Source organism: Aeromonas sp. QDB62 (assembly GCF_027705695.1).
In the GTDB taxonomy this organism is placed as follows: domain Bacteria; phylum Pseudomonadota; class Gammaproteobacteria; order Enterobacterales; family Aeromonadaceae; genus Aeromonas; species Aeromonas allosaccharophila.
This window is the reverse complement of sequence record NZ_JAPDCD010000025.1, coordinates 39887-65116: the sequence shown is the minus strand read 5'-3', so window position 1 is coordinate 65116 and position 25230 is coordinate 39887. Positions and strand designations below refer to the sequence as shown.

The 25230-nt window shown below is 59.7% G+C and carries 18 protein-coding genes and 1 pseudogene; 11 read left to right on the top strand and 8 right to left on the bottom strand.

Features of this window, described 5'->3' with window-relative positions; translation table 11 throughout:
* Window positions 1-388 precede the first annotated feature (388 nt).
* On the top strand, window positions 389-925 hold the full coding sequence (locus OKC27_RS13815) for a hypothetical protein (protein WP_270806403.1): 537 nt from the start codon (window positions 389-391) through the stop codon (window positions 923-925).
* 81 nt (window positions 926-1006) lie between these two features.
* On the opposite strand, the gene OKC27_RS13810 is transcribed toward OKC27_RS13815, so the two are convergent.
* The 3 genes from OKC27_RS13810 to OKC27_RS13800 all read right to left on the bottom strand — a co-directional run bounded on the left by OKC27_RS13810 (window position 1007) and on the right by OKC27_RS13800 (window position 7706).
* Complete coding sequence (locus OKC27_RS13810; protein ID WP_270806402.1) at window positions 1007-3355, bottom strand: YgiQ family radical SAM protein; 2349 nt, start codon at window positions 3353-3355, stop codon at window positions 1007-1009.
* A 185-nt stretch (window positions 3356-3540) separates the two neighbouring features.
* Window positions 3541-6657 carry an efflux RND transporter permease subunit gene (locus OKC27_RS13805; protein ID WP_270806401.1) on the bottom strand — a complete coding sequence of 1039 codons (3117 nt, stop codon included), beginning with the start codon at window positions 6655-6657 and terminating at the stop codon, window positions 3541-3543.
* A complete protein-coding gene (locus OKC27_RS13800) occupies window positions 6657-7706 on the bottom strand; it encodes an efflux RND transporter periplasmic adaptor subunit (protein ID WP_270806400.1) in 1050 nt (349 codons plus the stop codon). Before OKC27_RS13800 ends, OKC27_RS13805 begins: the two co-directional genes overlap by 1 nt.
* Before the next feature lie 197 nt (window positions 7707-7903).
* Between OKC27_RS13800 and OKC27_RS13795 the strand changes: the two genes are divergently transcribed.
* Together OKC27_RS13795 and OKC27_RS13790 are read left to right on the top strand one after the other, a co-directional pair.
* Window positions 7904-9454, top strand: a complete 1551-nt coding sequence (locus tag OKC27_RS13795) for a sensor domain-containing diguanylate cyclase (protein WP_270806399.1) — start codon at window positions 7904-7906, stop codon at window positions 9452-9454.
* A gap of 34 nt (window positions 9455-9488) precedes the next feature.
* Complete coding sequence (locus OKC27_RS13790; RefSeq protein ID WP_270806398.1) at window positions 9489-10358, top strand: patatin-like phospholipase family protein; 870 nt, start codon at window positions 9489-9491, stop codon at window positions 10356-10358.
* A gap of 72 nt (window positions 10359-10430) precedes the next feature.
* Here OKC27_RS13790 and OKC27_RS13785 read toward each other — a convergent pair whose 3' ends face one another.
* Together OKC27_RS13785 and OKC27_RS13780 are read right to left on the bottom strand one after the other, a co-directional pair.
* Window positions 10431-11792 (bottom strand): sodium-dependent transporter, encoded by a 1362-nt coding sequence (locus OKC27_RS13785; protein WP_201932530.1) that lies wholly within the window; start codon window positions 11790-11792, stop codon window positions 10431-10433.
* A gap of 200 nt (window positions 11793-11992) precedes the next feature.
* A complete protein-coding gene (locus OKC27_RS13780) occupies window positions 11993-12259 on the bottom strand; it encodes a helix-turn-helix domain-containing protein (RefSeq protein ID WP_040094449.1) in 267 nt (88 codons plus the stop codon).
* Between the two features lie 257 nt (window positions 12260-12516).
* Between OKC27_RS13780 and OKC27_RS13775 the strand changes: the two genes are divergently transcribed.
* The 4 genes and pseudogenes from OKC27_RS13775 to OKC27_RS13760 all read left to right on the top strand — a co-directional run bounded on the left by OKC27_RS13775 (window position 12517) and on the right by OKC27_RS13760 (window position 17016).
* On the top strand, window positions 12517-13113 hold the full coding sequence (locus OKC27_RS13775) for a hypothetical protein (RefSeq protein ID WP_270806397.1): 597 nt from the start codon (window positions 12517-12519) through the stop codon (window positions 13111-13113).
* Between the two features lie 308 nt (window positions 13114-13421).
* Complete coding sequence (gene ompA, locus OKC27_RS13770; protein ID WP_270806396.1) at window positions 13422-14444, top strand: porin OmpA; 1023 nt, start codon at window positions 13422-13424, stop codon at window positions 14442-14444.
* 307 nt (window positions 14445-14751) lie between these two features.
* A pseudogene (ompA, locus tag OKC27_RS13765) lies at window positions 14752-15750 on the top strand (porin OmpA).
* Between the two features lie 228 nt (window positions 15751-15978).
* A complete protein-coding gene (locus tag OKC27_RS13760; protein ID WP_270806395.1) occupies window positions 15979-17016 on the top strand; it encodes an OmpA family protein in 1038 nt (345 codons plus the stop codon).
* 85 nt (window positions 17017-17101) lie between these two features.
* On the opposite strand, the gene OKC27_RS13755 is transcribed toward OKC27_RS13760, so the two are convergent.
* Both OKC27_RS13755 and OKC27_RS13750 read right to left on the bottom strand, forming a co-directional pair.
* Window positions 17102-18796 carry an NAD-dependent malic enzyme gene (locus OKC27_RS13755; RefSeq protein ID WP_042058867.1) on the bottom strand — a complete coding sequence of 565 codons (1695 nt, stop codon included), beginning with the start codon at window positions 18794-18796 and terminating at the stop codon, window positions 17102-17104.
* A gap of 69 nt (window positions 18797-18865) precedes the next feature.
* On the bottom strand, window positions 18866-19723 hold the full coding sequence (locus OKC27_RS13750) for a helix-turn-helix transcriptional regulator (RefSeq protein WP_270806394.1): 858 nt from the start codon (window positions 19721-19723) through the stop codon (window positions 18866-18868).
* A gap of 120 nt (window positions 19724-19843) precedes the next feature.
* Here OKC27_RS13750 and OKC27_RS13745 point away from each other — a divergent pair, with 120 nt between their 5' ends.
* Together OKC27_RS13745 and OKC27_RS13740 are read left to right on the top strand one after the other, a co-directional pair.
* The gene (locus OKC27_RS13745; RefSeq protein ID WP_042058872.1) at window positions 19844-21223 is read left to right on the top strand and encodes an MATE family efflux transporter; all 1380 of its coding nucleotides are present in this window, start codon (window positions 19844-19846) and stop codon (window positions 21221-21223) included.
* A 123-nt stretch (window positions 21224-21346) separates the two neighbouring features.
* The gene (locus OKC27_RS13740) at window positions 21347-21595 is read left to right on the top strand and encodes a YciN family protein (RefSeq protein ID WP_042058875.1); all 249 of its coding nucleotides are present in this window, start codon (window positions 21347-21349) and stop codon (window positions 21593-21595) included.
* A 33-nt stretch (window positions 21596-21628) separates the two neighbouring features.
* On the opposite strand, the gene OKC27_RS13735 is transcribed toward OKC27_RS13740, so the two are convergent.
* Window positions 21629-22750 carry a GGDEF domain-containing protein gene (locus tag OKC27_RS13735; protein ID WP_201932553.1) on the bottom strand — a complete coding sequence of 374 codons (1122 nt, stop codon included), beginning with the start codon at window positions 22748-22750 and terminating at the stop codon, window positions 21629-21631.
* A gap of 235 nt (window positions 22751-22985) precedes the next feature.
* Between OKC27_RS13735 and OKC27_RS13730 the strand changes: the two genes are divergently transcribed.
* Window positions 22986-24383: a nucleobase:cation symporter-2 family protein gene (locus OKC27_RS13730; RefSeq protein ID WP_234602003.1), complete on the top strand. Its 1398-nt coding sequence runs from the start codon at window positions 22986-22988 to the stop codon at window positions 24381-24383.
* Window positions 24384-24484: 101 nt separating this feature from the next.
* The gene (locus OKC27_RS13725; RefSeq protein ID WP_201932559.1) at window positions 24485-25201 is read left to right on the top strand and encodes a lipoyl protein ligase domain-containing protein; all 717 of its coding nucleotides are present in this window, start codon (window positions 24485-24487) and stop codon (window positions 25199-25201) included.
* Window positions 25202-25230: the final 29 nt, after the last annotated feature.

Here is a 25230-nt window from a genome sequence, read left to right as displayed (position 1 = left end):
CATGGCGCATCCCTCAACGGTGACCTCTCAAGTCAAGACCAGCACTACGCCGCTGTCAAAAAGGTGGGTGTCCCAGATTTTCAGATTTCTCAATGGCGCATCCCTCAACGGTGACCTCTCAAGTCAAGACCAGCACTACGCCGCTGTCAAAAAGGTGGGTGTCCCAGATTTCGCTCTGGTCAATGGAGCATATTGGAAGCTGTAATCCATGGGCGATAGCGTAGGATTTGGTGACGTTACGCCCCATACAGAAAGGTGGGTGTCCCAGATTTCCTCCTTTGAATTACCATGGGCAGCAGCGTAATATTTGGTGGTGCTAAGCCTCACACAGAAATGTGGTGGCTCAGGTTAAGATTTTCTTGATCCAATTTATATATGAAGGAGGCTTATGTATCCTGAAATAGAGAGATTTCTATTAACTGTCGAGCCTGATGAATCCTTTATTAGCTTGCAAAAAAAACTCAGCAATGAAATAAAAAACAAACATTTTTCAAAGGATTTATTCATTGAAATATGCCGTTGGAAAAGCACAAGAAAAATAACATTGCAAAATAAAAACAGCACAGAAAAAATAAATGTAGTGATGTCTCAAGCCTTTAATAAATCACATGGTGATAAAAAAAGAATAGATACATTATGCACATTAGATGGTGTTGCAGTTCCAACAGCTTCAGCATTTTTAACAATGTTTGATTCGAATCGCTACGGTGTGATTGATCTACATGCTTGGCGAGTTTTACACCGCATGAAAATAGTGACAAAAAAGCCAAGTGGAAAATCCTTGAGCACTCGCGACTATATTACATACCTAAATCAAATCAGAGCTATTGCAACAAATTTAAATGTAACCCCTCGTTTGGTAGATATTAGTTTAATGAAAGAAAACCAAAGAATTGAAGGTCGTTCAAGTAGTTCCTGTGCTTGACAGAACAAAATATATTTAATTTAAAACAATAGGCGACCATCCGGTCGCCTTTTTATTTCTATCGCTTTCCAATCAGGAATATCACCGCGCCGGACGCTTGGCACCATTCCCTTTGGCCGCTGGCTTGCCGCCCTGAGCAGCGGGTTTGGCACCCGGCTTGGCGGAGCCTGCGCGGGTCGGGGTTTTACCCTTGTGGGCGGGTTTCCCTGCTGGTTTACCCTTGCCTTCGCCCTGTGCGGCCGGTTTGCCGTTGTCAGCGCCTTTGTGCAGCTGAGAACCCACCGGCTTGCCGCCCGTCGGCTTGTTACCTGTGCCATTACCACCATTGCCACGCTGATGGGCAATGTTGCTATGGCGAGTCAGGGCCGGTTTCATCCCCTTGCCGCTGGCGGCGCGCTCGTTGCGCCCTTCCGCAGGCACCAGACAGCCGGGGCCGTTTCCAATCAGGTGGCCCTTGCCCATGGCGAGCAGTGCTTCGCGGATCATCGGCCAGCCTGCCGGATCGTGATAGCGCAGCAGCGCCTTGTGCAGACGGCGACGACGCTCGCCCTTGGCGACAAACACATCGCCTCCTTCGCGGCTCACCTTGTTTAACGGGTTTTTCTCCGTGTAATACATGGTGGTGGCGTTGGCGAGCGGCGACGGGTAGAAGTTCTGCACCTGATCGAGCTTGAAGCGGTTCTCTTTGACCCAGAGCGCCAGATTGATCATGTCTTCATCCGTGGTGCCCGGGTGGGCGGAGATAAAGTAGGGGATCAGGTACTGCTGCTTGCCCGCCTCTTTGGAGTATTTGTCGAACAGCTCCTTGAACTGGTAGTAGCTGCCCATGCCCGGCTTCATCATCTTGGAGAGCGGCCCCTCCTCGGTGTGTTCCGGCGCGATCTTGAGGTAGCCGCCGACGTGGTACTTGGCCAGCTCCTTGATATAGCGGGGATCTTCCACCGCGATGTCGTAACGCACGCCGGAGGCGATGAGGATCTTCTTGATCCCCTTGAGGTCGCGCGCCTTGCGATAGAGGTTGATGGTCGGGCTGTGGTCGGTATCCATGTGCGGGCAGATGGTGGGCCAGACACAGGAGGCGCGACGGCAGGTCTGCTCGGCCTTGGGGCTCTGGCAGCGCAGCTTGTACATGTTGGCGGTGGGGCCGCCGAGATCCGAGATGACGCCGGTAAAGCCCGGCACCTTGTCGCGGATATCTTCGATTTCCTTGAGGATCGACTCTTCCGAGCGGCTCTGGATGATGCGCCCTTCATGCTCGGTGATGGAGCAGAAGGAGCAGCCGCCAAAGCAGCCGCGCATGATGTTGACCGAGGTCTTGATCATCTCGAACGCCGGGATCTTCTCGTTGCCATAGGCGGGGTGCGGCACCCGCTGGTAGGGCAGGCCGAATACGCCGTCCATCTCGTCGGTTTCGAGCGGGAAGGCGGGCGGGTTGACCCAGACGATGCGATCGCCGTGAGCCTGCGACAGAGCGCGGGCACAGCCGGGGTTGGTCTCGTGGTGCAAAATGCGCGAGGCGTGGGCGTAGAGCACCTTGTCCTCTTTCACCCGCTCGAACGCCGGCAGCTTCACATAGGTTTTTTCCCACGGCTTGGGTTTGGGCGGCTGCACCAGCACCGGCTGGGCTTCCTGCGCGGCAGGGGCCGCTTCGGTCGCATCATCCGAGCAGGGCGCCCCTTCCATATAGGGGTTCATGATGGGATCGATGCGGCCAATCTGGTCGAGCTTGCTCGAATCCACCCCTTTCCAGCCCGGCAGCGGCTCCTTGCGGATCACGGCGGTGCCGCGAATATCCTGCATGGTGTCGATGGTCTCCCCCGCTGCGATGCGGTGGGCCACTTCCACCAGCGGCCGCTCGGCGTTGCCGTAGATGAGGATATCGGCCTTGGCATCGAGCAGGATGGAGCGGCGAATGGTCTCGGACCAGTAGTCGTAGTGGGCGATGCGGCGCAGGGACGCCTCGATGCCGCCAATCAGCACCGGCACCTCTTTGAACGCCTCTTTGCAGCGCTGGGTATAGACCAGAGTGGCGCGGTCCGGTCGCTTGCCACCCACATCCCCCGGGGTGTAGGCGTCGTCGTGGCGCAGTTTTTTATCGGAGGTGTAGCGGTTGATCATGGAGTCCATGTTGCCCGCCGTCACCCCGAAGAAGAGGTTCGGTTTGCCAAGGCGCATAAAGTCATCCTTCGATGACCAGTCCGGCTGGGCGATGATGCCGACCCGAAAGCCCTGGGATTCGAGCATGCGGCCGATGACCGCCATGCCGAAGCTCGGGTGATCCACGTAGGCATCCCCCGTCACCAGAATGACGTCGCAGCTGTCCCAACCCAGCTTGTCCATCTCTTTGCGGGACATGGGCAGGAAGGGCGCCGTGCCGTAGCACTCGGCCCAATAGCGGGGATAGGAGAAAAGGTTGGGTACCGGCTGCATTTTGAACACCTGGAAAAATTCGGGTCGCGCATTATACCGGTTGCGGCCAAGGGGAGCGATGGCTTTTTGTCCCTATAGATCCCGCAGAATAGGCCGCCGCCAGCAATAGCAAGGACGCCCGCAGGCGCCCTTGTGTTGATGGAGGCTGGCAACTGGCCTCTGTTGGATTCAGATCAGGATTCAAGTCAGGGAGTCGGAGGTTGCGACTCCCCTGCCCCTTTGGCAGCCAGCGCTTCGTCTACCTGTTGATCCCGCGCCCCTGTCATCCCTGCGTGGCGCGCCAGCAGATGGTAGATGGCGGGCACCACCAGCAGGGTGACCAGGGTCGCCAGCGACAATCCGAAGAAGACCACTGTCCCCACCGCCATCCGGCTCTCGTAGCCCGCCCCCATGGAGAGCATCAGCGGCACCGCGCCGATAATGGCGGTGAGCGAGGTCATCAGGATGGGGCGCAGGCGGCGCACCGAGCCTGCGATGATCGCCTCCTCAAACCCTTCACCGCGTTGGCGCAGCTGGTTGATGAACTCGACGATGAGGATGCCGTTCTTGGTCACCATGCCGATCAGCATGATCATCCCGATCTGGCTGTAGATGCTCATCTCCTGCCCCGTCAACCACAGGCCCAAGAGACCACCGAAAATGCCGAGCGGCACCGTCACCATCACCACCGCCGGGGTCAGGGTGCTCTCGAACTGGGCCACCAGCACCAGATAGACCACCAGCAGGGCGAGGCCGAACACCAGCACCATCTCCCCCTGATTGTCGCGGTAATCCTTGGAATCACCCGCGTAATCCACCGTCATGCCGGTGGGCAGGTTGGCGTTGGCCCAGCCATCGAGAAAATCGAGGGCCTCCCCCAGGGTGTGGTCGGGGTGGACGTCTGCGGTCAGGGTGATCGCCTTTTGCCGCTGGTAGTGGTTGAGGCGGTTGGCGGTCGCCACCTGCTTGACGGTGGCCAGGGTCGAGAGACTGACCATCTCGCCGTTAGCGGCTTTTAGATAGATGCGGCCAAGATCCGAGATGCCGTTGAACTCGGTCTGGTTGCCACGCAGGTAGACGTCGTACTCCTCGCCCCTGTCCACATAGGTGGTCTTGCTCGCCCCGCCCAGCAGGGTCTGCAAACTATTGGCCACGGTGGAGACCGGAATGCCGAGCTGGCTGGCGCTGTCGCGATTGATGGTCACCTGCAGCTCGGGGGTCTTCTCGGCGTAGTCGAGATCCGGGCTCAGCATCAGGCCGCTGCCCTGCGCCGCCTGTTGCAGTGCCAACCCTTGCTGGTAGAGCTCGGCATAGTCGTTGCCCTGCAGCACGAACTGCACCGCAGCGGTGGAGCCGCCCCGGAAACCGGGCTGGAAGGTGCGGATCATCACATCGGGAATGCCGGAGAGCTTGGCGCCGAGCGAACGGGAAAACTCGGTGGCGGTGACGTCGCGATCGGCCCAGTCGGTGAGCTGGATGATCACCATACCGGTCTGATCGCCGCCACGGCCAAAGGCGGGGGTACTGAAGCTCAGCGCCTGCACCACCCCTTTGCCGAGCATCGGCATGATGGCGGACTCCACCTGCTGCATGTTGCGTTTCATCCGCTCGATGCTGGTCCCCTCTGCCCCCTTGACGAAGACATAGATGACGCCGCGATCCTCGGTCGGGGTGAGGCTGGTCGGCAGCTGGGTAAACAGGGCGCCGATACCGCCCAGACAGAGCAGCAGCACCAGCGGCGTCCAGCGGGAGCGACGCAGCACCCACGCCAGCACGTGGCGATAGTGCCCCTCCAGCCAGCCAAGCCCGCGATCGAGCCCGGCGGTGAGCCGGTTCGGTTTATCCAGTGGGCGCATCAGCCAGGAGCCCATGGCCGGAGTCAGGGTCAGCGCTACCAGCGAGGAGCAGAGCACGGCGAGCGAAAGCAATATCGCAAACTCGGTAAAGAGCCGCCCCACCATGCCATCCATAAAAGCGATGGGGACAAACACCATCACCAGCACGGCGGTGGTGGCGATGACCGCAAAGCCCACCTCGCGGGTGCCGTGCCAGGCGGCCAGCAGCGGCGGCTCTCCCCGCTGCAGATGGTGGTGGATGTTCTCCACCACCACGATGGCATCATCCACCACCAAGCCAATGGCGAGGATCAGCGCCAGCAAGGTGATGAGGTTGATGGAAAAGCCGAAATACCAGGCGCCGATAAAGGCGGAGATGAGCGATACCGGCACAGTGATAGCCGGAATGAGCGTGGTGCGCCCCTGACCGAGGAACAGATAGAGCACCGCCACCACCAGCACGGCGCAGATGGCCAGGGTCTCGTACACCTCGTCGATGGCCTGCTTGATAAAGATGGTGGAGTCGTAATCCACCTCGAGCTTGGCCCCCTCCGGCAGGAAGCGCTGCATCTCGCCGAGTTTCTTCTCAATCCCCTGTGCCACAGCCAGCGGGTTGGCGGTGGACTGGGCGACGATGCCGATGCCCAGACTCTCCTTACCGTTGCGCTGATAGGCACTGTCTTCGTTTTTGGCTCCCACCTCCACGTCGGCGATATCGGCCAGATAGACGCTCTGGCCGTTGGCGGCGGTGGTGACTTGCAGTTGCTGGAAATCTTCCGCTGTGTGGTAGAGACGGGCGATCTGCACCGCCATGGTCATGGAGTTGTTGCGGATCTCGCCGCCCGGCAGCTCGATGTTCTCCCGCTTGAGGGCATCTTCCACATCGCTCACCGTGATGCCACGGGCCGCCATGTCGGCAGGGCGCAGCCGCACATACATCACCTGGGTCAGATCGCCGGAGAGCGCCACTTCGCTCACCCCGTCCACCAGACTCAGGGGGTCGACCAGCACGCGGTTGGCGTAGTCGGTCATGGCGGTGCGATCCATCTGGCTGCTGCTGAAGTTGAGCCAGATCGCCACATCGCCGTTGCCGCTGTCCTTGGTCACCAGCGGTTCGTCCACATCATCGGGCAGCCGTGGCCGAGCGCGGGAGATAGCATCGCGCACATCGGAGATCCCCTCCACCATGTTCCAGCCGAGCTTGAACTCGACGGTGATCATCGAGCGCCCCTTGCGGGTCATGGAGTTGATGTTCTTGATGCCGCTGATGCCGGAGAGCTGATCCTCGATGGGCTTGGTGACCTGACTCTCCATCACCGAGGGGGCCGCCCCCTCATAGGTGGTACTGATGGAGACCGAGGGGATCTGCACATCGGGCATCTCCCGCACCGTCAATTTGCTGAAGGCGACCAGACCAAACACGGTGAGCAGGGCGCTGAGCACCACCGCCACCAGCGGGCGACGTACTGAGATATCGGAGAGCCACATCAGCCGTTCACCTCGGCCAGATCACGCACCTGCACCCCATCACGCAGATTGACCAGCCCCTCGACCACGATGCGATCGCCGACCTTCAGCCCCTCGGTGACCCAGACGGTCTCCCCTTCGGTCTCGCCGAGCACCACAGGCACCCGCTTGACCCGGCCATCGGCCTCGAGACGGTAAACAAAACGCTGTTCACCGGCATACTCCACCGACTGGGCAGGGATCAGGGTGAGCTGCTGGGCAGGCAGCGCCAGCTCCACATTGAGCAACATGCCCGGGCGCAACTGGCCGTTGCCATTGGGGATTATCACCCGCGCCTTGATGTTCTGGGTATCGTTGGAGACGCGGCTGTCGAGGGTGGTCAGGGTGCCGTTAAATTGCTGAACCGGCCAGGCGGTACTGGTGGCGGTGACCGCCATGCCCGGGCGCAGCAGGGAGAGGTAACGCTCGGGCACCGCCAGATCGAGGCGCAATTTGTCGAGTTCATCGAGATGCAGCAAGGTATCGCCGCTGTTGACCAGCGCCCCTTCGCTCAGATCAATCAGGCTCACGGTACCGGCAAAGGGCGCCTGCAGGGTGCGCAGGGAGAGCTCGTAGCGGGCGGCATCGAGGCGCGCCTGCACCTGGGCCACGGTGGCCTCCTGCCCCTCCAGCTCGGATTGAGTCACGGCGCCACGGGCCACCAGCTTGCGCATATCCCCCAGCTTGCGGTTCTCATCGCGCAGGCTGGCGCTCTGCTCGGCCAGCTCCGCCTGTTGCTTGCCCGCATCCAGCGCGATCAGGGTCGCCCCCTTCGCCACGCTCTGGCCAGACTGCACCGCAATCTTGACGATGCGGCCGGTCACTTCGGGGCTGATGATGACGGAGCGATTGGCCGCCAGCTTGCCCACCAGCTTGAGGGTCGGCTCGGCCAGACTCTGTTTGACGGTTTGAGTGCGGATATTGACCTGTCTGACCGGTGCTTTGGCGGCGGGTTCGCTGTGACGCAGCGCCCAGACGCCGGCAACCACGATTAGAAGAAGGCCCAAGCCGAGCCAGATACGCATTTTCATCGAACGATCCATGAAGAGTGAGGAAGAAAAACCAGATTGGGGCCATTTTAGCCCCAGACTATGCCGTGACTATGTATAAATGTGACAAAACGTAACAGGAAGGGGGCAAGATCACTCCATTGGGCACGGTTCGATTCTTTTCCCGCCCTCTTCGCTTACACTCACGACTCTCTCTTTTCCATGCCCGATCGTTGCCTATGCCCAATGTGTCAGCCACCCCTTTTCTCACCCGCCTGACCTGGCTGCTGTTTGCTCTGGTCATCCTGCTGGTTGGTCTGACCCTGCGGCAAAGCCTGAAACAGATAGAACGCCTCTACCAGAGCGATACCCTCAACAGCGCCATCTACCTGCGGGATCAGTTCAAGCAGATTGAGGTCTTTCTGGAGGCGATGCGCGGTCAGGCCGAGGAGCGACTGCGCAGCGACCCCCAGTCGGTGCTGACCCGCCAACTCTATGGCCACATCGAGGCACTGCGGGATGGACTGGCGCTGGACACGCTCCCCGCAAACCTGCCCGCAGGGCTGGCAGGCAACCTAACCGGTACGGGGCCAATGCCGCCCCCGGGCAGCGAGCGGGAGGCGCGCATGCATCTGGCCCTGAGTCTCTCCCCCCTGCTGGCTACCGCCAGCGAACACCTGGCAAAGGAGATCGCCTGGGTTTACTTCATCGGGGTGGACAACTTTATCTACCTCTACCCCTGGCAGCCCTCCAGCCGGTTTCGCTTCTACCCCGCCCTTTACCAGAAGTACTTCTGGCAAGATGCGCTGACGACCCGCACGCCGGACAAGGGAACGGTTCTCTCCCGCCCTTACGAAGACTTTCTCGGACTCGGCACCATGATCACCATGTCGCAACCCCTCTACAAGGACGGCACCCTGGTGGGGATGATCAGCATGGATGTGCTGCTCGCCCGCCTGCAACAGCAGCTCAATCAGCTGACGCCGGCGTTGGGGGAGTATCTGCTGCTCAATCAGTATCATCAGGTGCTGGCCAGCAGTGCGCGCCAACCGGTGATCCCGCAAGACCCCGCGCCCACCGGTGAGTACCGCTGGCGACAGGGGCGATTGCAACTGACGATGGCGATCCCCGATACCCCGTTGCGACTGGTACACAACGTCACTCTGCTACCGCTGGCGTGGGCCATGCTCTGCCAATCCGCACCGACCCTGCTCGCCATCCTCTTTATGCTGCTGGCGGCCCTCTCCAACCTGAGGTCCCACCGTCTCAACCTGCGACTCAACTACCTCTCCTGTCACGATGCCCTCACCGGCGCTTTCAATCGCCACTATCTGGAGCGCCTGGAGCAAGGGGGCGAGCTGGCGCGACTGCAAGCCGGGATCCTGATGTTCGATGCGGATCACTTCAAACGGGTCAACGACACCTTCGGCCATGCCGTTGGCGATATGGTGCTGATCCGGCTGGTGCAGCTCTGCCAGCAGCAGCTCGGCCCGTCGGACAAATTAATCCGCTGGGGTGGCGAGGAGTTTCTGCTGCTGATTGGCCACAGTGATGCCTCCCGCCTCGGCGAGCTGGCAGAGCAAATCCGACTCGCCGTAGCCGATCATCACTGGGCCGCTATCGAGCCCGATCTGGTGGTCACCATCAGCCTCGGCTATCACCCCCACGAGGCGGGTATCCCGCTCCATGAAGCGGTGCGCCGTGCCGATGTGGCGCTCTATCAGGCCAAAGCCAACGGGCGCAACCGCAGCGAAAGATGGCAGGGTGACGCATCCGGACTTGCGGAGTAAGCTGGTCGCTCCAACCCCTTTTTGGAGGAACGTCGTGCCACGTAAACCCCGCGTAGGGCTCGCTCTCGGGAGCGGTGCCGCCAGAGGATGGGCCCATATCGGCGTCATCCGCGCCCTTGAACGACTGGGCATCAAGCCCGACCTCATCGCCGGCTGCTCCATCGGCAGCTTTGTTGGCGCCGCCTATGCCGCCGGTGAGCTGGACCGGCTGGAGTCGTGGGTGCGCGGCTTTACCCGCCTGCAGGTGGTCAGCCTGCTCGACCCGGCCCTCTCCGGCGGTCTGTTTCGTGGCGAGAAGGTGTTTGGCCTCGCCGCCAACCACCTGGGCAATCCTGAGCTGGAGAGCCTGCCCATCCCCTTCGCCTGTGTCGCCACCGAACTCGATACCGGCCGCGAAATCTGGCTGCAACAGGGGCCGCTGCGCCAATCGGTGCGCGCTTCCTGTGGCATGCCGGGGATCCTCACGCCGACCCGGGTCAACGATCGCTGGCTGGTCGATGGCGCCGTGGTCAATCCGGTGCCCATCTCGCTGGCCCGCGCCATGGGGGCCGAGGTGGTGATCGCCGTCAACCTCAATACCGACTTGCACCAGCCCTGGACCGACGAGCCGGATCAACCGGGCAACATGGGCCTGCTCAGCCAGTGGCTCAATCGCGGTGAATCCGCGCCTGCCACCCCGGGTCTGTGGAGCGTGATGAGCGGCTCCATCAACATCATGCAGGAGCGCATTACCCGCGCCCGGATGGCGGGCGATCCGCCGGAAATCCAGCTCTGCCCGCGCCTTGGCAGCTTCTCCATTATGGATTTTCATCGCGCCAGCGACGCCATCAACGAGGGGGAAGCCTGCGTCGAGCGCAACCTCGATCAACTCAAGGATGAACTGTCTCGTCTTGGCTTGTTGTAACTCCGCCATCGTTGCCGACACCAACAAAAAGAGCGCCTTGCGGCTCTCTTTTGCTATCACAAAACCCTCGGCTTAGAACAGCCCCAGCCCCTTGAGCATCACGATCAGGATCAGCAGCGGTGAGACATAGCGGATGATGAAGAACAGTGGCTTGAGAATGGGCAGAACCAGCTCGCCGCCATTGGTCAGGGCATCGCGCATCTTCTCCTCGCCCCATACCCAGCCTACAAACAGGCAGAGGAAGATACCGCCGAGCGGCATCAGGATGTTGGAGGAGAGGTAGTCGAACAGATCGAAGAAGGTCTTGCCCGCAATCTGCACATCCGCCATGGCGCTGTTGGAGAGCGCGCAGGTGGAACCCACAGCCCCCAGCACCAGCAGGTTGATCAGGGTCGCCTTGGGGCGGCTCATCTTGAAGCGCTCGGAGAGCACCGAGACCGGCACTTCCAGAATGGAGAGCATGGCACCGGTGGCCGCGATAGCCGACAGCACGAAGAAGAGCACCATGAAAACATGGCCAAACGGGATGCTGGCAAACACTGCCGGAATGGTGATGAACAGCAGCGAAGGACCGGCGGTCGGCTCGAACCCGAAGGCAAACACCGCCGGGAAGATGGCGATACCGGCCAGCATGGAGACGAACAGGTCGGCGCACATCACCCGAAATGCGGTGAGCGGAATGTTCTGGTCATCACGGAAGTAGCTGCCGTAGGTCATCATGCAGCCCATACCGATGGAGAGCTTGAAGAAGGCCAGCCCCATGGCGGTCAGCACCACGGCCCCGGTGATCTTGGAGAAATCTGGCGAGAAGAGGAAGGAGAGACCTTCACTCGCCCCAGGCAACGTCAGACTGCGGATACCGATCACCAGCAGCAGGATAAAGAGCACCGGCATCAGCTTCTTGGTGACCGCTTCGATCCCCTTTGAGACCCCCATCAGCAGGATGCCCCCCATCAGGGCCAGCACCAGCCACTGCCACAGCAGGCTCTGCAGCGGGTTGCTGATCAGCGCGCCAAATGCCGCACCGGTCACCTCGGGATCGGTGGAGAGAATGGAGCCGTCGATCGCCTTGAAGATATAGGCAAACACCCAGGCCGCCACTTCCGAGTAGAAGGACATGATCAGGAAGGCCGCCAGCACCCCCATCACCGCAATCAGCCACCAGGGTTGCCCTTTCGGAGCGAGATTGCTCAGGGTGGTGACCGCATCGGTTTTGCTTTTGCGGCCCAGCATGATCTCGGAAATCATCACCGGCAAACCGACCAGCAGGGTGGCGATCACATAGACCAGCAGAAAGCCGGCACCACCGTTTTCACCGGTCAGGTAGGGGAATTTCCAGATATTGCCGAGGCCGACGGCTGAACCAAGGGTGGCGGCAAGGACGCCGAACTTACTGGTAAAGCCGTCGCGGGCCTTGGGGGAGGTTTGACTCATGCTTGTCTCACTTATTTCGCATCATGCGAGATGAACCGGGTTTTGAGGGTCGGAATTTTCTGAGGTTTATGGTGGTTTGCCAAGATGTTTTGAGCAAAAGCCCTATATAGAGCACAGATAAGAAAAAAGCGGCAACCAGGGCTCTGATTTGCAGGCAAAAAAATACCGCCCGAAGGCGGCATTTCTATTCACATCGATGATCACACCTTGGCGAGATCATCCGGTCCAATCTGACCGATTTCGGCGACTTTTTTGTCTGCCAGCAGCCAGAGGGTGAACTTGTGCAGATCCGGGTGGTGCGCCAGGGCAACCAGGAAGGCGCCCCCGACTTCACGGTAACCCAGCTCGTAGTTTTTCAGTGTGGTGGGAGGAACACCGAGCAAATCTGCAAACTTCGGACGGCTCAAACCGACCGCTTCACGGATCTGACGGATCTTCTTGCCAACAGTGACGATATTTGAATTCATAATGTTCCATACTCCGTTCGGCGGATTTACTCCGCCTTTATTTTTCGCGACGACTCGTAGTCAAGTGTATCAGTTTTGTACGGACTCGTTATGGTCGAGCCTCTATCTTTATGAGCGCCTTTCGGCGACAACCCTTACTTTCATCGGGGATGGTAATCGCTCAGCCGTCTCAGGTAAACAGTCTCGAAAAGAAACCTTTATTGTTGCCGCCAGAATAACTCGTATAATTCGCCGGCTACCCAATAAGAGGAATAAGTATGGCGTTTCCCGGCATTATCTCTCGCCTGCACCCCGTTTCCAGCCCTGCAGAACTGGCACAACAGCGCCTGCAAGGTGAACAATATCGCGCCGAAGCATTCTGGCTTCCGGCATCGATGCACAGCCATGCCAGCGAGATCCTGGCCGCCCTGCCGGACAGCTGCAGCCTGTTTCTTGAACAGGAAGTCGCGGGCCTGGCCCTGCGCAGCCACGATGGTACCCTGCATAACAATGAACAGCTCATCACGGTAAACGGGCAGACCATTACCCTGGCCACGACACCGGGCGATGGCGGTCTGGTACCCGAATCCGGCTTGTGCAAGATGGCTGACTGGCTGGACGCCGGACACCGCCATTTCATCTGTTCAGCTGCGGTTCAGCCTGTGGCGCGGGCCATCCTCAATATCTGGCCACTTGACCCCTATCTGGCCCGACATTTCTTGATGACATTTACCCCCCTGTTGGAGCATGTAACCGAGGCAGATTACCTCGCGGTCTTTGCCGCTAGAGCAAATCCTGCCAACCCGCATTCCGACTGGGTTCAGGCCTATATGAAACTTGAAAAGAAACTGCACAGGGCCTATCTGGATCACTAATTAATCTGGATAAACAGCCATTTAACGACACGACACAATTTGCCATAAGGCTCATTTGTGAGCTTGATCATGTTTTAAAATCGGCATAGAGTGCGCCTCGTCATCGGAATGACATCAGTTGCCTGGCAGTGGTTTCTCACGCATTGCGTGCCATGCCAGCGCACTCGACACACCAGGAGAGTGTGCAACCCGGTTCTGCCGGGTCATCTGCCAGACTCGACGCCAGCCGTACGGCGGAGCCTGCAGCTTACATAAATTACAAAGTGTGAAGCACGTAAATAACGTGCGATCTCAACGAGGATTTTTTTATGATGAAAATGGCTCCTTCCATGATCGCCATCGCCATGGCTGCTCTGGGTGCTACCGCTGCTCACGCCGCTGACGACATCTACTTCGGTGCCGGTGTCGGTGCTGCTCACTTCAACGGTCTGAACAAGATCGAAAGCACCAACGTAGGTCAAGAAGATGCAGCTGCAGCCAACGCCTTCGTTGGTTACAACTTCACCGAAAACTTCGGTACCGAATTCGGTTACCAATATGCCGGTCGTGGTAACACCGACGGCAACCGTTACGAAAACCAGGGTGCCACCCTGTCCGCTATCGCTCGTCTGCCGGTTGGCAACGACTTCTCCCTGTTCGCTGAAGGCGGCGCCTACTGGGCTCACACCGACGGTCTGGGTGTAAGCGACACTAAAGTTTCCCCGCTGGCCGGTGCCGGTGTGACTTACAAAGTAAGTGACGCGCTGGATCTGCAAGCTCGCTACCGCTACATGTGGGACGTGGCTGACCTGCACGCCGACAACGGTGACCGTTACAAGTCCAACCAGAGCGTTGCTACTCTGGAAGCGGTATACCACCCGTTCCGTACTTCCTACGTAGCTCCGGTAGCTGCTCCGGTTGTTGAAGAAGCTCCGGCTCCTGCTCCGCAAGTGGTAGAGAAGAACTTCGCCCTAAACTCAGACGTGCTGTTTGCCTTCGGCAAAGACACCCTGAAGCCGGAAGGCGTTGCAGCCCTGAACGGTCTGTATCAGCAAATCGTTGAATTCCAGCCGAAAGATGGCAACGCTGTTGTTGTTGGTTACACCGACCGTATCGGTTCCGACGCTTACAACCAGAAGCTGTCTGAAGCCCGTGCCCGTACCGTTGCCAACTTCCTGGTGAGCAAAGGTATGGCTGCCAGCAAAGTTGCCATCGAAGGTCGTGGCGAAGCCAACCCGGTTACCGGCACCAAGTGCAACGGCGTAACCGCTAAAGCTCAACTGATCTCCTGCCTGGCTCCGGATCGTCGCGTAGAAGTTCGCGTATCTGGCGTACAAGAAGTTCAGCAATAATCTGACCTCGTTCAGATAGTGCGAAAAAAAGGGATGCTGCGGCATCCCTTTTTGTTTGTTTCATTCTCGCTTGCATCCCTCAGTTCCCCCTCCCTGCGCTTGCCTGCCCCGCCCCGAAAGCATAAAGTAGTTGCGCCTGTAAGGTATTGGATAAGCACTAAAAAGCGCTTCTTGTCCGGTCTGTTGTCCATGACGCCACTGCATCATGAGAGTCCCAAGCCTTCGCTATCCACTTTGCTGGCGATTTTTCGCAGCAATAAAAACAAGTGCATTGCCCGACCCGGGCTAACACAACGAGGATAAACCGATGAAACTCAAAATGGCTCCTACCCTGATTGCACTGGCGCTGGCCGCCGCAGGCACCACAGCACAAGCCGCCGATGACTGGTACACCGGTATCGGTGCTGGCTGAGCCTATGCCCACAATCTGGATGATTTTGGCAAAGACACTGACAAAGACGCCACCGCACTGAGTCTGTTCGGCGGTTACAACTTCAACGACTACTACTCAGCCGAACTGGGCTACCTCTACGCCGGTAAAGCGGGCGTTGACGGTGCCGATTTCAAAACCCAGGGTGCAACCCTCTCCGGTATCGCCCGTCTGCCGCTGGGCGACATCTTCTCGGTGTTTGCTGAAGGTGGTGCCTACTTCAATCACGTCAACGGCAATGGCAACAGCGACAACGGCACCGCGCCGCTAGCCGGTCTGGGCCTGACTGCCAAGATCTCCGACCTTATTGATGTGCAAGCCCGCTACCGCTATCTGTGGAATCTGGGTGATGAGCAGAAAACCTGGGAGAGCGACATGAGCGTCGCGACCCTGGAGCTGGTGATGCACCCGAATCGCACCTCCTATGTAGCCCCGGTTGCCGCCCCCGCCCCTGAGCCGATTCCCGAGCCGGTACTGGTCGACAAGAACTTCGCCCTGAGCTCTGACGTGCTGTTTGCCTTTGGCAAATCCACCCTCAAGCCAGAAGGTGTCGCAGCGCTCAACACCCTGTATCAGCAGATCGTTGACGTTCAGCCGAAAGATGGCAGCGCCGTGGTGGTCGGTTACACCGACCGTATCGGCTCTGACGCCTACAACCAGAAACTCTCCGAAGCGCGCGCCCGTACCGTAGCCGACTTCCTGGTTGGCAAAGGTCTGCCAGCTGGCAAGGTTGCCATCGAAGGTCGCGGTGAAGCCAATCCGGTCACCGGCACCCAGTGCAACAGCGTCAAGGGCAAGGCTCAGCTGATCTCCTGCCTGGCGCCGGATCGTCGCGTCGAAGTACGTGTCACCGGCGTGCAGCAAGTCACACAGTAATCCTGCGGTCCGACATAACAAGGAGGCCACCTGGCCTCCTTTTTTTGGCTCTTTTGTCACTCACCGCAAACCACCTTCCTCCTTCCCGCATCGTTTCAGTGACATGGGTTCACTTATTGCCACTATCCATACCTCCCGGGTGGTTAAAAACAGCCCGTCACCTATAAATAAGTGTGGGGTTTTACTAACAAAAATCCCCACTACACCAAACATCGACGAGGATACGCGATGAACATAAGAGTAAAACCTGTGTGGATTGCACTGGCATTGGCGAGCACAGGCGCACAAGCGGTACCGGTTCACGACTGGTATGCCGGGGTCGGCGGTGGCTGGGCCATTGCGCACGATTTGAATGACTTCAGTCAGGATGTCAGCAAGGATGCGACTGCGCTCTCCCTGTTTGGCGGCTACAACTTCACGGAAAATCTGGGAGCCGAGATTGGCTATCTCTCCACCGGAGACTGGGATATCAGCGGTCATGACTTCAACAGCAAGGGGGCAACCCTGTCAGTGATTGGCCGCTTGCCGCTCAGCGAGATGTTCTCGGTGTTTGCCGAGGGCGGTGGCTATATCTATCACGTCGAATCAGTCAACGGCGGGGACGACAACCTGGCACCGCTGGCAGGCCTGGGCCTGACGGCGCGGCTCCATGACTGGGTCGATCTGCAGGCGCGCTACCGCTACATAGTACGCGTTGGCGATGATCCGGATAATGGCAAAGCCAACAGCGGTACCCAGCGCTGGGTCAGCGATGTCAGCACCGCCACCCTGGAGTTGGTGATCCACCCTAACCGCAGCCAACCTGCCGAGCCCGCCCCCACCCCGGCGCCGGTCGTGGTCCCCCCGCCACCGGCCGAACCGGAAGTGGTGGATCAGACCTTCAACCTCAGCTCCGATGTGTTGTTCGCCTTTGGCAAAGCAGATCTCAAGCAGGAGGGGATGAGCGCGCTGGACGATCTCTACCAGCAGATCGTCGATGTGCAGCCCAAGGATGGCAGTGCAGTCGTGATGGGGTATACCGACCGTATCGGCTCGGATGCCAACAATCAGACCCTCTCGGAAGCTCGCGCAAAAACAGTCGCCGACTTCCTGATCGGCAAGGGGCTGCCCGCCGACAAGGTGAGCATTCAGGGCAATGGCGAGAGCAACCCGGTCACCGGCAACCAGTGTGATGCCATCAAGGCCAAAGCCGCGCTGATCGACTGCCTTGGACCTGATCGCCGGGTAGAAGTGCGAGTCACCGGTGTACAGGGCACCAGCGAGTAGTTCATCTTGAGGCGATAACCATGTCAGACGTGCAGTAAAAAGGGATGCCGAGGCATCCCTTTTGCTTTGCGTCTTTTTGCAGAAATCAGAACGAAGTGCGGCGGTAGCGACGATATTCCGGATGCCAGAAGTTCGCTTCGATGGCCTGATCGATTACCTCGTCCGGGGTCTGCACCGCCTTGCCCTGCAGCATGGCCGTCTTGGCCACCATCTTGGCGATGTAGCGGGAGACCTGATGGATATCCGCCAGATCCGGCAGCAGTGAGCCCTCCTCCCCTTTAACCAGCGGCGAACACTCCGCCAACGCGCGGCTGGCTGACATCAGCATGGCGTCGGTCACCCGGGTGGCGCCGGAGGCGATAACGCCAAGGCCAATCCCCGGGAAGATGAAGGAGTTGTTGCACTGGGCGATGACGTAGCGCTTGCCCTTGTGCTCCACCGGTGCAAACGGACTGCCGGTTGCCACCAGCGCCTGACCGTCGGTCCAGCGGATCAAATCCGCAGGCGTTGCCTCGACTCGGGAGGTAGGATTGGAGAGCGGGAAGATGATAGGGCGGGCACAGTGCTTGTGCATGGTCTTGACCACCTCTTCGGTGAACAGACCCGGCTGGCCGGAAACCCCGATGAGGATATCCGGGCGACCGTGCTCCATCACCTCCAGCAGGGAGATATTGTCGCCCACCGGCCAATCTTTGATCCGCTCCACCGGCTGGGAGAGACGGCGCTGGAAGTCGAGCTGGTTGGGGATCTTGTCGGTGATAAGACCGAAACGGTCCACCATAAAGACCCGACCACGAGCCTGTGCATCGGTCAGCCCTTCGGCCTTCATCTGCGCCACGATCTGCTCGGCAATGCCGCAACCGGCGCTGCCCGCGCCGAGGAAGGCCACCCGCTTCTCGGAGAGCTTGGCGCCGGAGGCCTTGCAGGCGGCGATCAGGCTGCCCAGCGTCACCGCCGCAGTGCCCTGAATATCGTCGTTGAAGCAGCAGAGCTCATTCTTGTAGCGGTTGAGCAGCGGCATGGCGTTGTTTTGGGCAAAATCCTCGAACTGCAGCAGGATATCTGGCCAGCGGCGCTTGACCGCCTGAATGAAGGCATCGACAAACTCCGCATACTCTTCACCGGAGATACGCGGATTGCGCCACCCCATATAGAAGGGGTCATTCAGCAGTTGCTGGTTGTTGGTGCCGACATCCAGCACCACCGGCAGACAGTAAGCCGGCGAGATGCCACCACAGGCGGTGTAGAGGGAGAGCTTGCCGATGGGAATGCCCATGCCGCCGATCCCCTGATCGCCCAGACCCAGGATCCGCTCGCCATCGGTCACTACGATCACCTTGACGTTCTGCTTGGTGGCGTTTTGCAGCATGTCATCGATCCTGTCCTTGTCCGGATAGGAGATAAACAGGCCACGGGCACGGCGATAGATGTTGGAGAACTCTTCACACGCCTTGCCCACGGTCGGGGTATAGATGACCGGCAGCATCTCGGTCAGGTGGTTGTGCAGCAGACGGTAGAACAGTGTCTCGTTGGTATCCTGGATGTTGCGCAGATAGATGTGCTTGTCCATGTCGTTGCCAAACGCCATGAACTGGCGATAGGCACGCTCGGCCTGCTCTTCGATGGTCTCGATATTCTGGGGCAGCAAGCCTTCGAGGTTGAAGTTGCTGCGCTCTTCGCTGGTGAAGGCGCTGCCCTTGTTGAGCAAGGGGGTCTCCAGCAGGGCGGGACCGGCGTAGGGAATGTAGAGGGGACGTTTCTGGTTATTATCTTCAAACATGGATCTTGGTACCTAAACGGTTAGCTAGACGCAGGAACCCGCCGATCCTAGGGGCTTGTGTCATTAATTTCAAAGAGTTTGCATATCCGTTGCAAAAGGTTTGCGACCGAGTCGACGAAATGCCCCCGGGGTCTGACCAGTCAGACGACGAAAGCGGTTGGCAAAGTTGGCCCCATCGCTGTAACCGACCCGTGCCGCCAGCTCGCCAAGTGGCCAGTTGGTATAGAGCAGCAGCTGGCGCGCCTTGTTCATTCTGAGCTCGGTTACCTTGGCCATGGGCCCCATGCCAAACGCCTGCTGACAGAGCCGGTGCAGATGGGGCACGGAGCAGGCCATTTGTTCGGCCAGCAGGGCGACACTCCAAGGTTCGTCCAGGCGCGCCTCCACCCGGCGAAACAGCGCCTGCAATCTGAGTTCAGGGGTGCCGCGCACCTCCCCTTGCAGGGTGCGCTCCAGCAGCGCCAGCAACAGGCTGAGCAGTTGGGGCTGCAGCGGGGAGCGAACCCCCTCCCCCTGCATCAGGCTGAGCAGGTGGTAGAGCTGATCGCCACCATCCCCTTGCCAGATACGGTGACCGAGGCGGTGCAGGTGCTGCCAGCACGGCACGTCATCGAGCAAAATCCAGCTGATCTGCCAGCGCTCACCAATCAGCTTGAGACCGCCGGGCACGGCGGCGGGCAGGAAAATCAGCGACCCGGCCGGAATGGCTTGCTCCCCCTCGTCGGTGAGCAGCGCTCCCCCTTCGTCATGACTCACCATCAGGATGTGAAACTCGGGGCGATTGCGGCGGATCAGGTAGTGATCGCGGATCTTCGAAAGCCCGCTAAGGAAGATCCCCGCCTCGCCGAGCAGGGGCAGCCCTTCACGTCCCAGCATCTGCTCTTCACAGGCTGGTGCTATCTCCAGACACTCGCTGGCAAATGGCATAACACCTCAACAGGATAGTTTTGCACAAGAAAACCGAGAGGCACTCACAGTGAGAACGCCCCGACATGCCCCTATCATACCCATGACAAACCTTGCTTTTCTCAAACCCGGTTAACACTAATGAATTATTGGCAAGCGATTTTAAAACAAACCACCGATCGCGAGTTCATGACCCGACTGTGGCGACTGGCCCTGCCTGTCTCGCTGCAGTCCATGATGTTCTCCCTGCTCGGCCTCATCGATATCATGATGGTGAGCCAGCTTGGCACCACGGCAGTGGCGGCGGTCGGCTTGGGTAACCGGGTCTTCTTTTTCAATCTGCTGGTGATAGCGGGCCTCGCGGGCGGGGTCTCGGTATTGGCAGCACAATACTTCGGGCGCGGGGAGATGGCCGGGGTGCGCCGCTCCCTGGCGCTGGCCATAGTGGGCGCCCTGCTGGTCACCCTGCCCTTTGCCTTCATCTATGTGTTATCACCGGGCAGCGTGCTGGGTTTTGCCAGTCAGGATCCGGCACTGCGGGCACTGGCGGATCAATTCTTGATGATCACCGGCGCCACCATCCTCTGCACCGCCATCGTGGTGCCGCTGGAGTCAGCCCTGCGCTCGGTCGGCAATGCCGCCGCACCAACCCGCATCGGCATTATCGCCATCATCGCCAACGTCATCCTCAACTACGCCCTCATCTTCGGTCACTTCGGCTTCGAGGCGATGGGGGTGGCTGGCTCGGCCTGGGGCACCACCCTTTCACGGCTGTTGCAAACGACCCTGCTGCTGATCTACGTGAGACGCTACGAGGCGCGCCTGATCCCGCGAAAAAATGACTGGCTGGCCGCCTTCAAACGCAAGGAGGTGGTGCGCTTTACCCTGATCGCCCTGCCGCTGCTGTTCCATGACGGGCTCTGGGCCTTCGGCATGCTGATTTACGGCTTTCTCTACGCCCATCTTGGCACCGATTCGCTGGCCATCATGACCACCCTCGGCACCCTGGAGAGCATCCTTATCTCCCTCTTCTTCGGGCTGGCGGTGGCCTGCTCCACCCTGCTCGGCCACCGGCTCGGGGCCGAGGAGTACGAGGTAGCCTGGCAGCACTCCCAGCTGTTCCTGCTGCTGGCACCGATTGGCGCGCTGCTGGTGGGGATTGCGGTCTGGCTGCTGCAAGCCAACCTGCTGCAATGGGTCGGCAACCTGCCCCCCGAGCTGATGACAGAAGCGGGACAGGTGCTCGGCATCATGTGTCTGGGGATGCTGCTCAAGGTGTTCAACATGGTGGGGATCATCGGGGTGCTGCGCTCCGGCGGCGATGTGAACTACAGCATCTTCATCGATATCGTCGGCATGTGGTGCATCGGCATCCCGCTCGCCTGGGTGGCCGTTACTGTGCTCGGCTGGCCCCTCTCCTGGGTGGTGGCGGTGGTGCTGCTGGAGGAGTTCAGCAAGGTGCTGCTGGTGCAGCGCCGCATTCGCCAGCGCCGCTGGCTGAAGAATCTGGTGATCGGATAAACAGCCACAAATCGGGGTCATATCAATGACAGAAAAACCCTGTTTGCAGTATGCTGGGCGCCTCTTCAATCAGAGGCAGGGATCCACGGTTTCCCTGTCCAGTAGTCGTTTAAGGAGACGAGCATGCAACCACAAAAAGAGCTGATCACCGAGACTGCCCTGCTTGAGATGGCCAACAAGATCATCAAGAGCCACGAAGACTTCATCCACGGTATGCGCGCCGATTCGGTGGAGCAGAAGGGGGATATTCTGGTGTTCAAGGGGGAATATTTCCTGGCCGAAGATGGCACCCCGACCGGCAAGACCATGGCGGTCTTCAACATGTTCAAGTTGCTGGCCCAGCAGCTCTCCGGCAAGTACAAGCTGGCCTGATGTCACCAGCACCTTGCCAACAGGATGCCGCCCTCAGGCGGCATCTGTCTTTCCGCTGTTCTGCCCCTCGACCACCACGCAGTTGCGTCCCGCCATCTTGGCCTGATAGAGACACTCGTCGGCGCGGTTGATCAGAATATCGATGGTGTCTCCGGCACGGGCCATGGCAATGCCGATACTCACCGTCACCTCCAGCAGTTCATCCGAGGTGGGGCTCTTCACCAGCCGGGCCTCGACCGCAATCCGCAGCCGTTCCGCCACCCGACTCGCCTGTACCGGATCACCGCAGTTGTGCATCAGGATGGCAAACTCTTCGCCGCCATAACGCCCCAGCACCATGTCAGGCTCCAGCTGCTCGCCCAGGGTGGTAGCCACCTCCTTGAGCACCGCATCCCCCGCCAGATGGCCGTAGATATCGTTGATCCGCTTGAAGCGATCGAGATCCAGCAACATAACAGCAAAGGGCTTCTTTTTGGCTTTCAGCTTCTCTCTGGCCTGCTCCAGCTGCTTCATCAGCAAGCGGCGGTTCATCATGCCGGTCAGCTCGTCGGTAGTGGATTCCCGATAGAGCCGCAGCAGCATGTTGAGCTGGCCGCACTGCACCCAGCAGCTGGCCATGGTAAACATGCCGAGCACCCACACCTGATTCAGGGTGGCCTGACTCCAGATACTCTGGCCCACCAACAGCCAGTGGCCCAGCAGCATGGTCACCAGCACCACACCTGCCAGTTGCAAACCGAGGGAGAGGGGGATGGGGAAGATGGCAAACAGGGTGATCAGCAGATAGGGAAAGGCCACATAGCCCGCCTGCAGCTCCTGCTCTGCGCCAAAGCTGTGCAGGCAGAAGAGGGAGAAGAGCATCATCACGGCCATCAGGTAGCCCAGGGCCAGCTTCATCCGTTCCCGTTTGAAATGAATAAGATAAGAGAGCGGAATGAGCGGCGACAACGCCAGAGTGCAGAAGATCCTGGCCTGGAACAGCTGCTCGAAATGGATGGCGGGCAAGGTGACCCAATCCACCACCGCCCAGGCCGGCAAACCGATCATCAACAGACAGGTAAGCAGGCGCAAACGCACCGTCATAAATCCCATGCGGGTACGAGTAAAGTCTTCGGAGTGAACCTTGGCACTCCAGAACTCCGCCAATTTCAGCACCAGAATCTCCACACAACTACAGAGGGCTCATTCTACACCGAGGCGGGGGGGGGCAAGGGGAAATTAAACCGTGAGACAGGTCACACAAACCGACAGATGATAATCGCCACGCGCAAACGTTTCAACCCATCAAAAAATAAACCTTTTTTCGCATAATTAGCGCTGGTCAGCGCCATTTCAATCTCTACAATAGCGCCCAATTTTCTCCCCCCTCCCCACACAATTCGAGGTACTTATGGAACAGGCTGCTGCCAAACGCATCACCCCGGAGGCACATCCCCCCAGGCGAGCCCATAGCGAACTGGTCTACGGCATAGACGATGTACCGCCCCTGCCCCAAACCCTGTTCGCCGCCCTGCAGCATATGCTCGCCATGTTTGTCGCCATCATTACCCCGCCCCTGATTATCGCCAATGCCCTCGGCCTCCCTGCCGCCGACACCCGTTATATCGTCTCCATGTCGCTGGTCATGTCCGGCATCGCCTCCTTCATCCAGACCCGCCGCTTCGGCCCCATCGGTTCCGGCCTGCTCTCGGTACAGGGCACCAGCTTCAACTTCCTCGGCCCCATCATCGCCTCCGGTCTCGCCCTCAAACAGGCTGCCATGCCCACCGAGGATCTGCTGGGCACCCTGTTCGGCACCATGCTGGCCGCCGCTCTGACCATCGTAGTGATGAGTCGCTTCCTCCATCTGGTGAAACGGATCATCACCCCGCTGGTCACCGGCATCGTGGTGCTGTTGATCGGCCTGACCCTGATCAAGGTGGGGCTGATCAGCATGGGCGGCGGTTATGCGGCCCTCTCTGATGGCAGCTTCGCCAGCCACACCAACCTCTTCCTCTCCCTGCTGGTGCTCGGCCTCATCGTGTTGCTGCAACGCAGCCGCAACCCCTGGCTGCGCCTCTCCGCCATCATGATCGCCATGCTGGCAGGCTATGCCGCGGCGCTGCTGCTGGGCAAAGTGAGCCCCCCCACCTTCGATGGTCCGCTGGTGATGGTGCCCATTCCGCTCCACTACGGTCTCGGCTTTGACTGGCAGCTGTTCGTGCCGCTCGCCATCATCTTCGTGGTGACGGCGCTCGAAGCGATCGGCGACATGACCGCCACCTCGGATATCTCCGGCGAGCCGCTGGAAGGGCCTGTCTATATGGAACGGATCAAGGGTGGCGTGCTGGCCGATGGTGCCAACTCCATGCTGGCGGCGGTCTTCTCCACCTTCCCCATGTCCACCTTCGCCCAGAACAACGGCGTCATTCAGCTGACCGGCGTCGCCAGCCGTCACGTCGGGCTCTTTATCGCCGCCATGCTGGCGCTGCTCGGCCTATTCCCGGCGGTCGCCAGTCTGGTACAGCAGATCCCCGAGCCCGTGCTGGGCGGCGCCACTATCGTGATGTTCGGCACCATCGCCGCCGCCGGGGTGCGCATCATCGCCCGCGAGGAACTGGATCGCCGCGCCCTGATGATCCTGGCGGTATCGCTCGCCATGGGACTGGGGGTCGCACAGGTGCCGGAAGTGCTGCAACACCTGCCGGAGCTGGCCAGAAGCGTACTCTCCTACGGCGTCGCCACCGGTGGCATCACCGCCATCGTGCTCAACCTGCTGCTGCCAAAGCGCGAAGCGCGTCACTCCTGAGACATCGCCCACCGCCAGCAAATCCAAGCCCCGCACTGCGGGGCTTTACCTTGTCAGTCGCCACGGGTAGTGTGCTGGGCAGCCTTTTTGAGGATGCTGCCATGCCCTACCGCCTGCTCTCCCCCCTCCCCGATACCGCTTCACCCGCACAGATACTGGCGCAAGAGCAGTGCTGGCTGCGCGACTGTGCCCATGACGGCCAGCCCCGCGCTCACCTCTGGCAGGCACCCCAATGCCTGATTGTCACTCGCAAGGATACCCGGCTCCCCCATTACGAAGCCGCCTGCAAGCAGCTAGCCGCTGAAGGTTGGCCGGTGCATGTGCGCGATAGCGGTGGCACCGCCGTGCCCCACGGTGCGGGCATTCTCAACCTCTCCCTGCTACTGCCCCGCACCACCACAGATCTCGCCCACTACTACCGGCTGCTGGGGGCGCCGCTACTGACCCTGTTGGCGGAATACGGTCTTGCGGGAAGCTACGACTTCGTGCCCGGCTCCTTTTGCGATGGCCAGTACAATCTGGTGATCGGGGGACGCAAGATCACCGGCACCGCCCAGCGCTGGCTGGCGCCGGGGCAGGATCACCAGGGTGCCGTGCTGGCACAAGCCATGCTACTGGTGGCCGGTGATGTGGATGAAGGTACCAAGATGGCGAGCCGCTTCTACGAACTGGCGGGCGGCGAACTGCGCTTTATGACGGGAACCTCCACCACGCTGGCAAGCTGCATCGATTGGCGCGGTAGCGATCAGGCACTGGTAGAGAAAGTGCGAGCACGTCTGGATAGCCTGCTGAGCGAGGGGCTATCCTCCTCATCCTGACCTTATCCCGAAGGGAGAGGGAAAGTAAC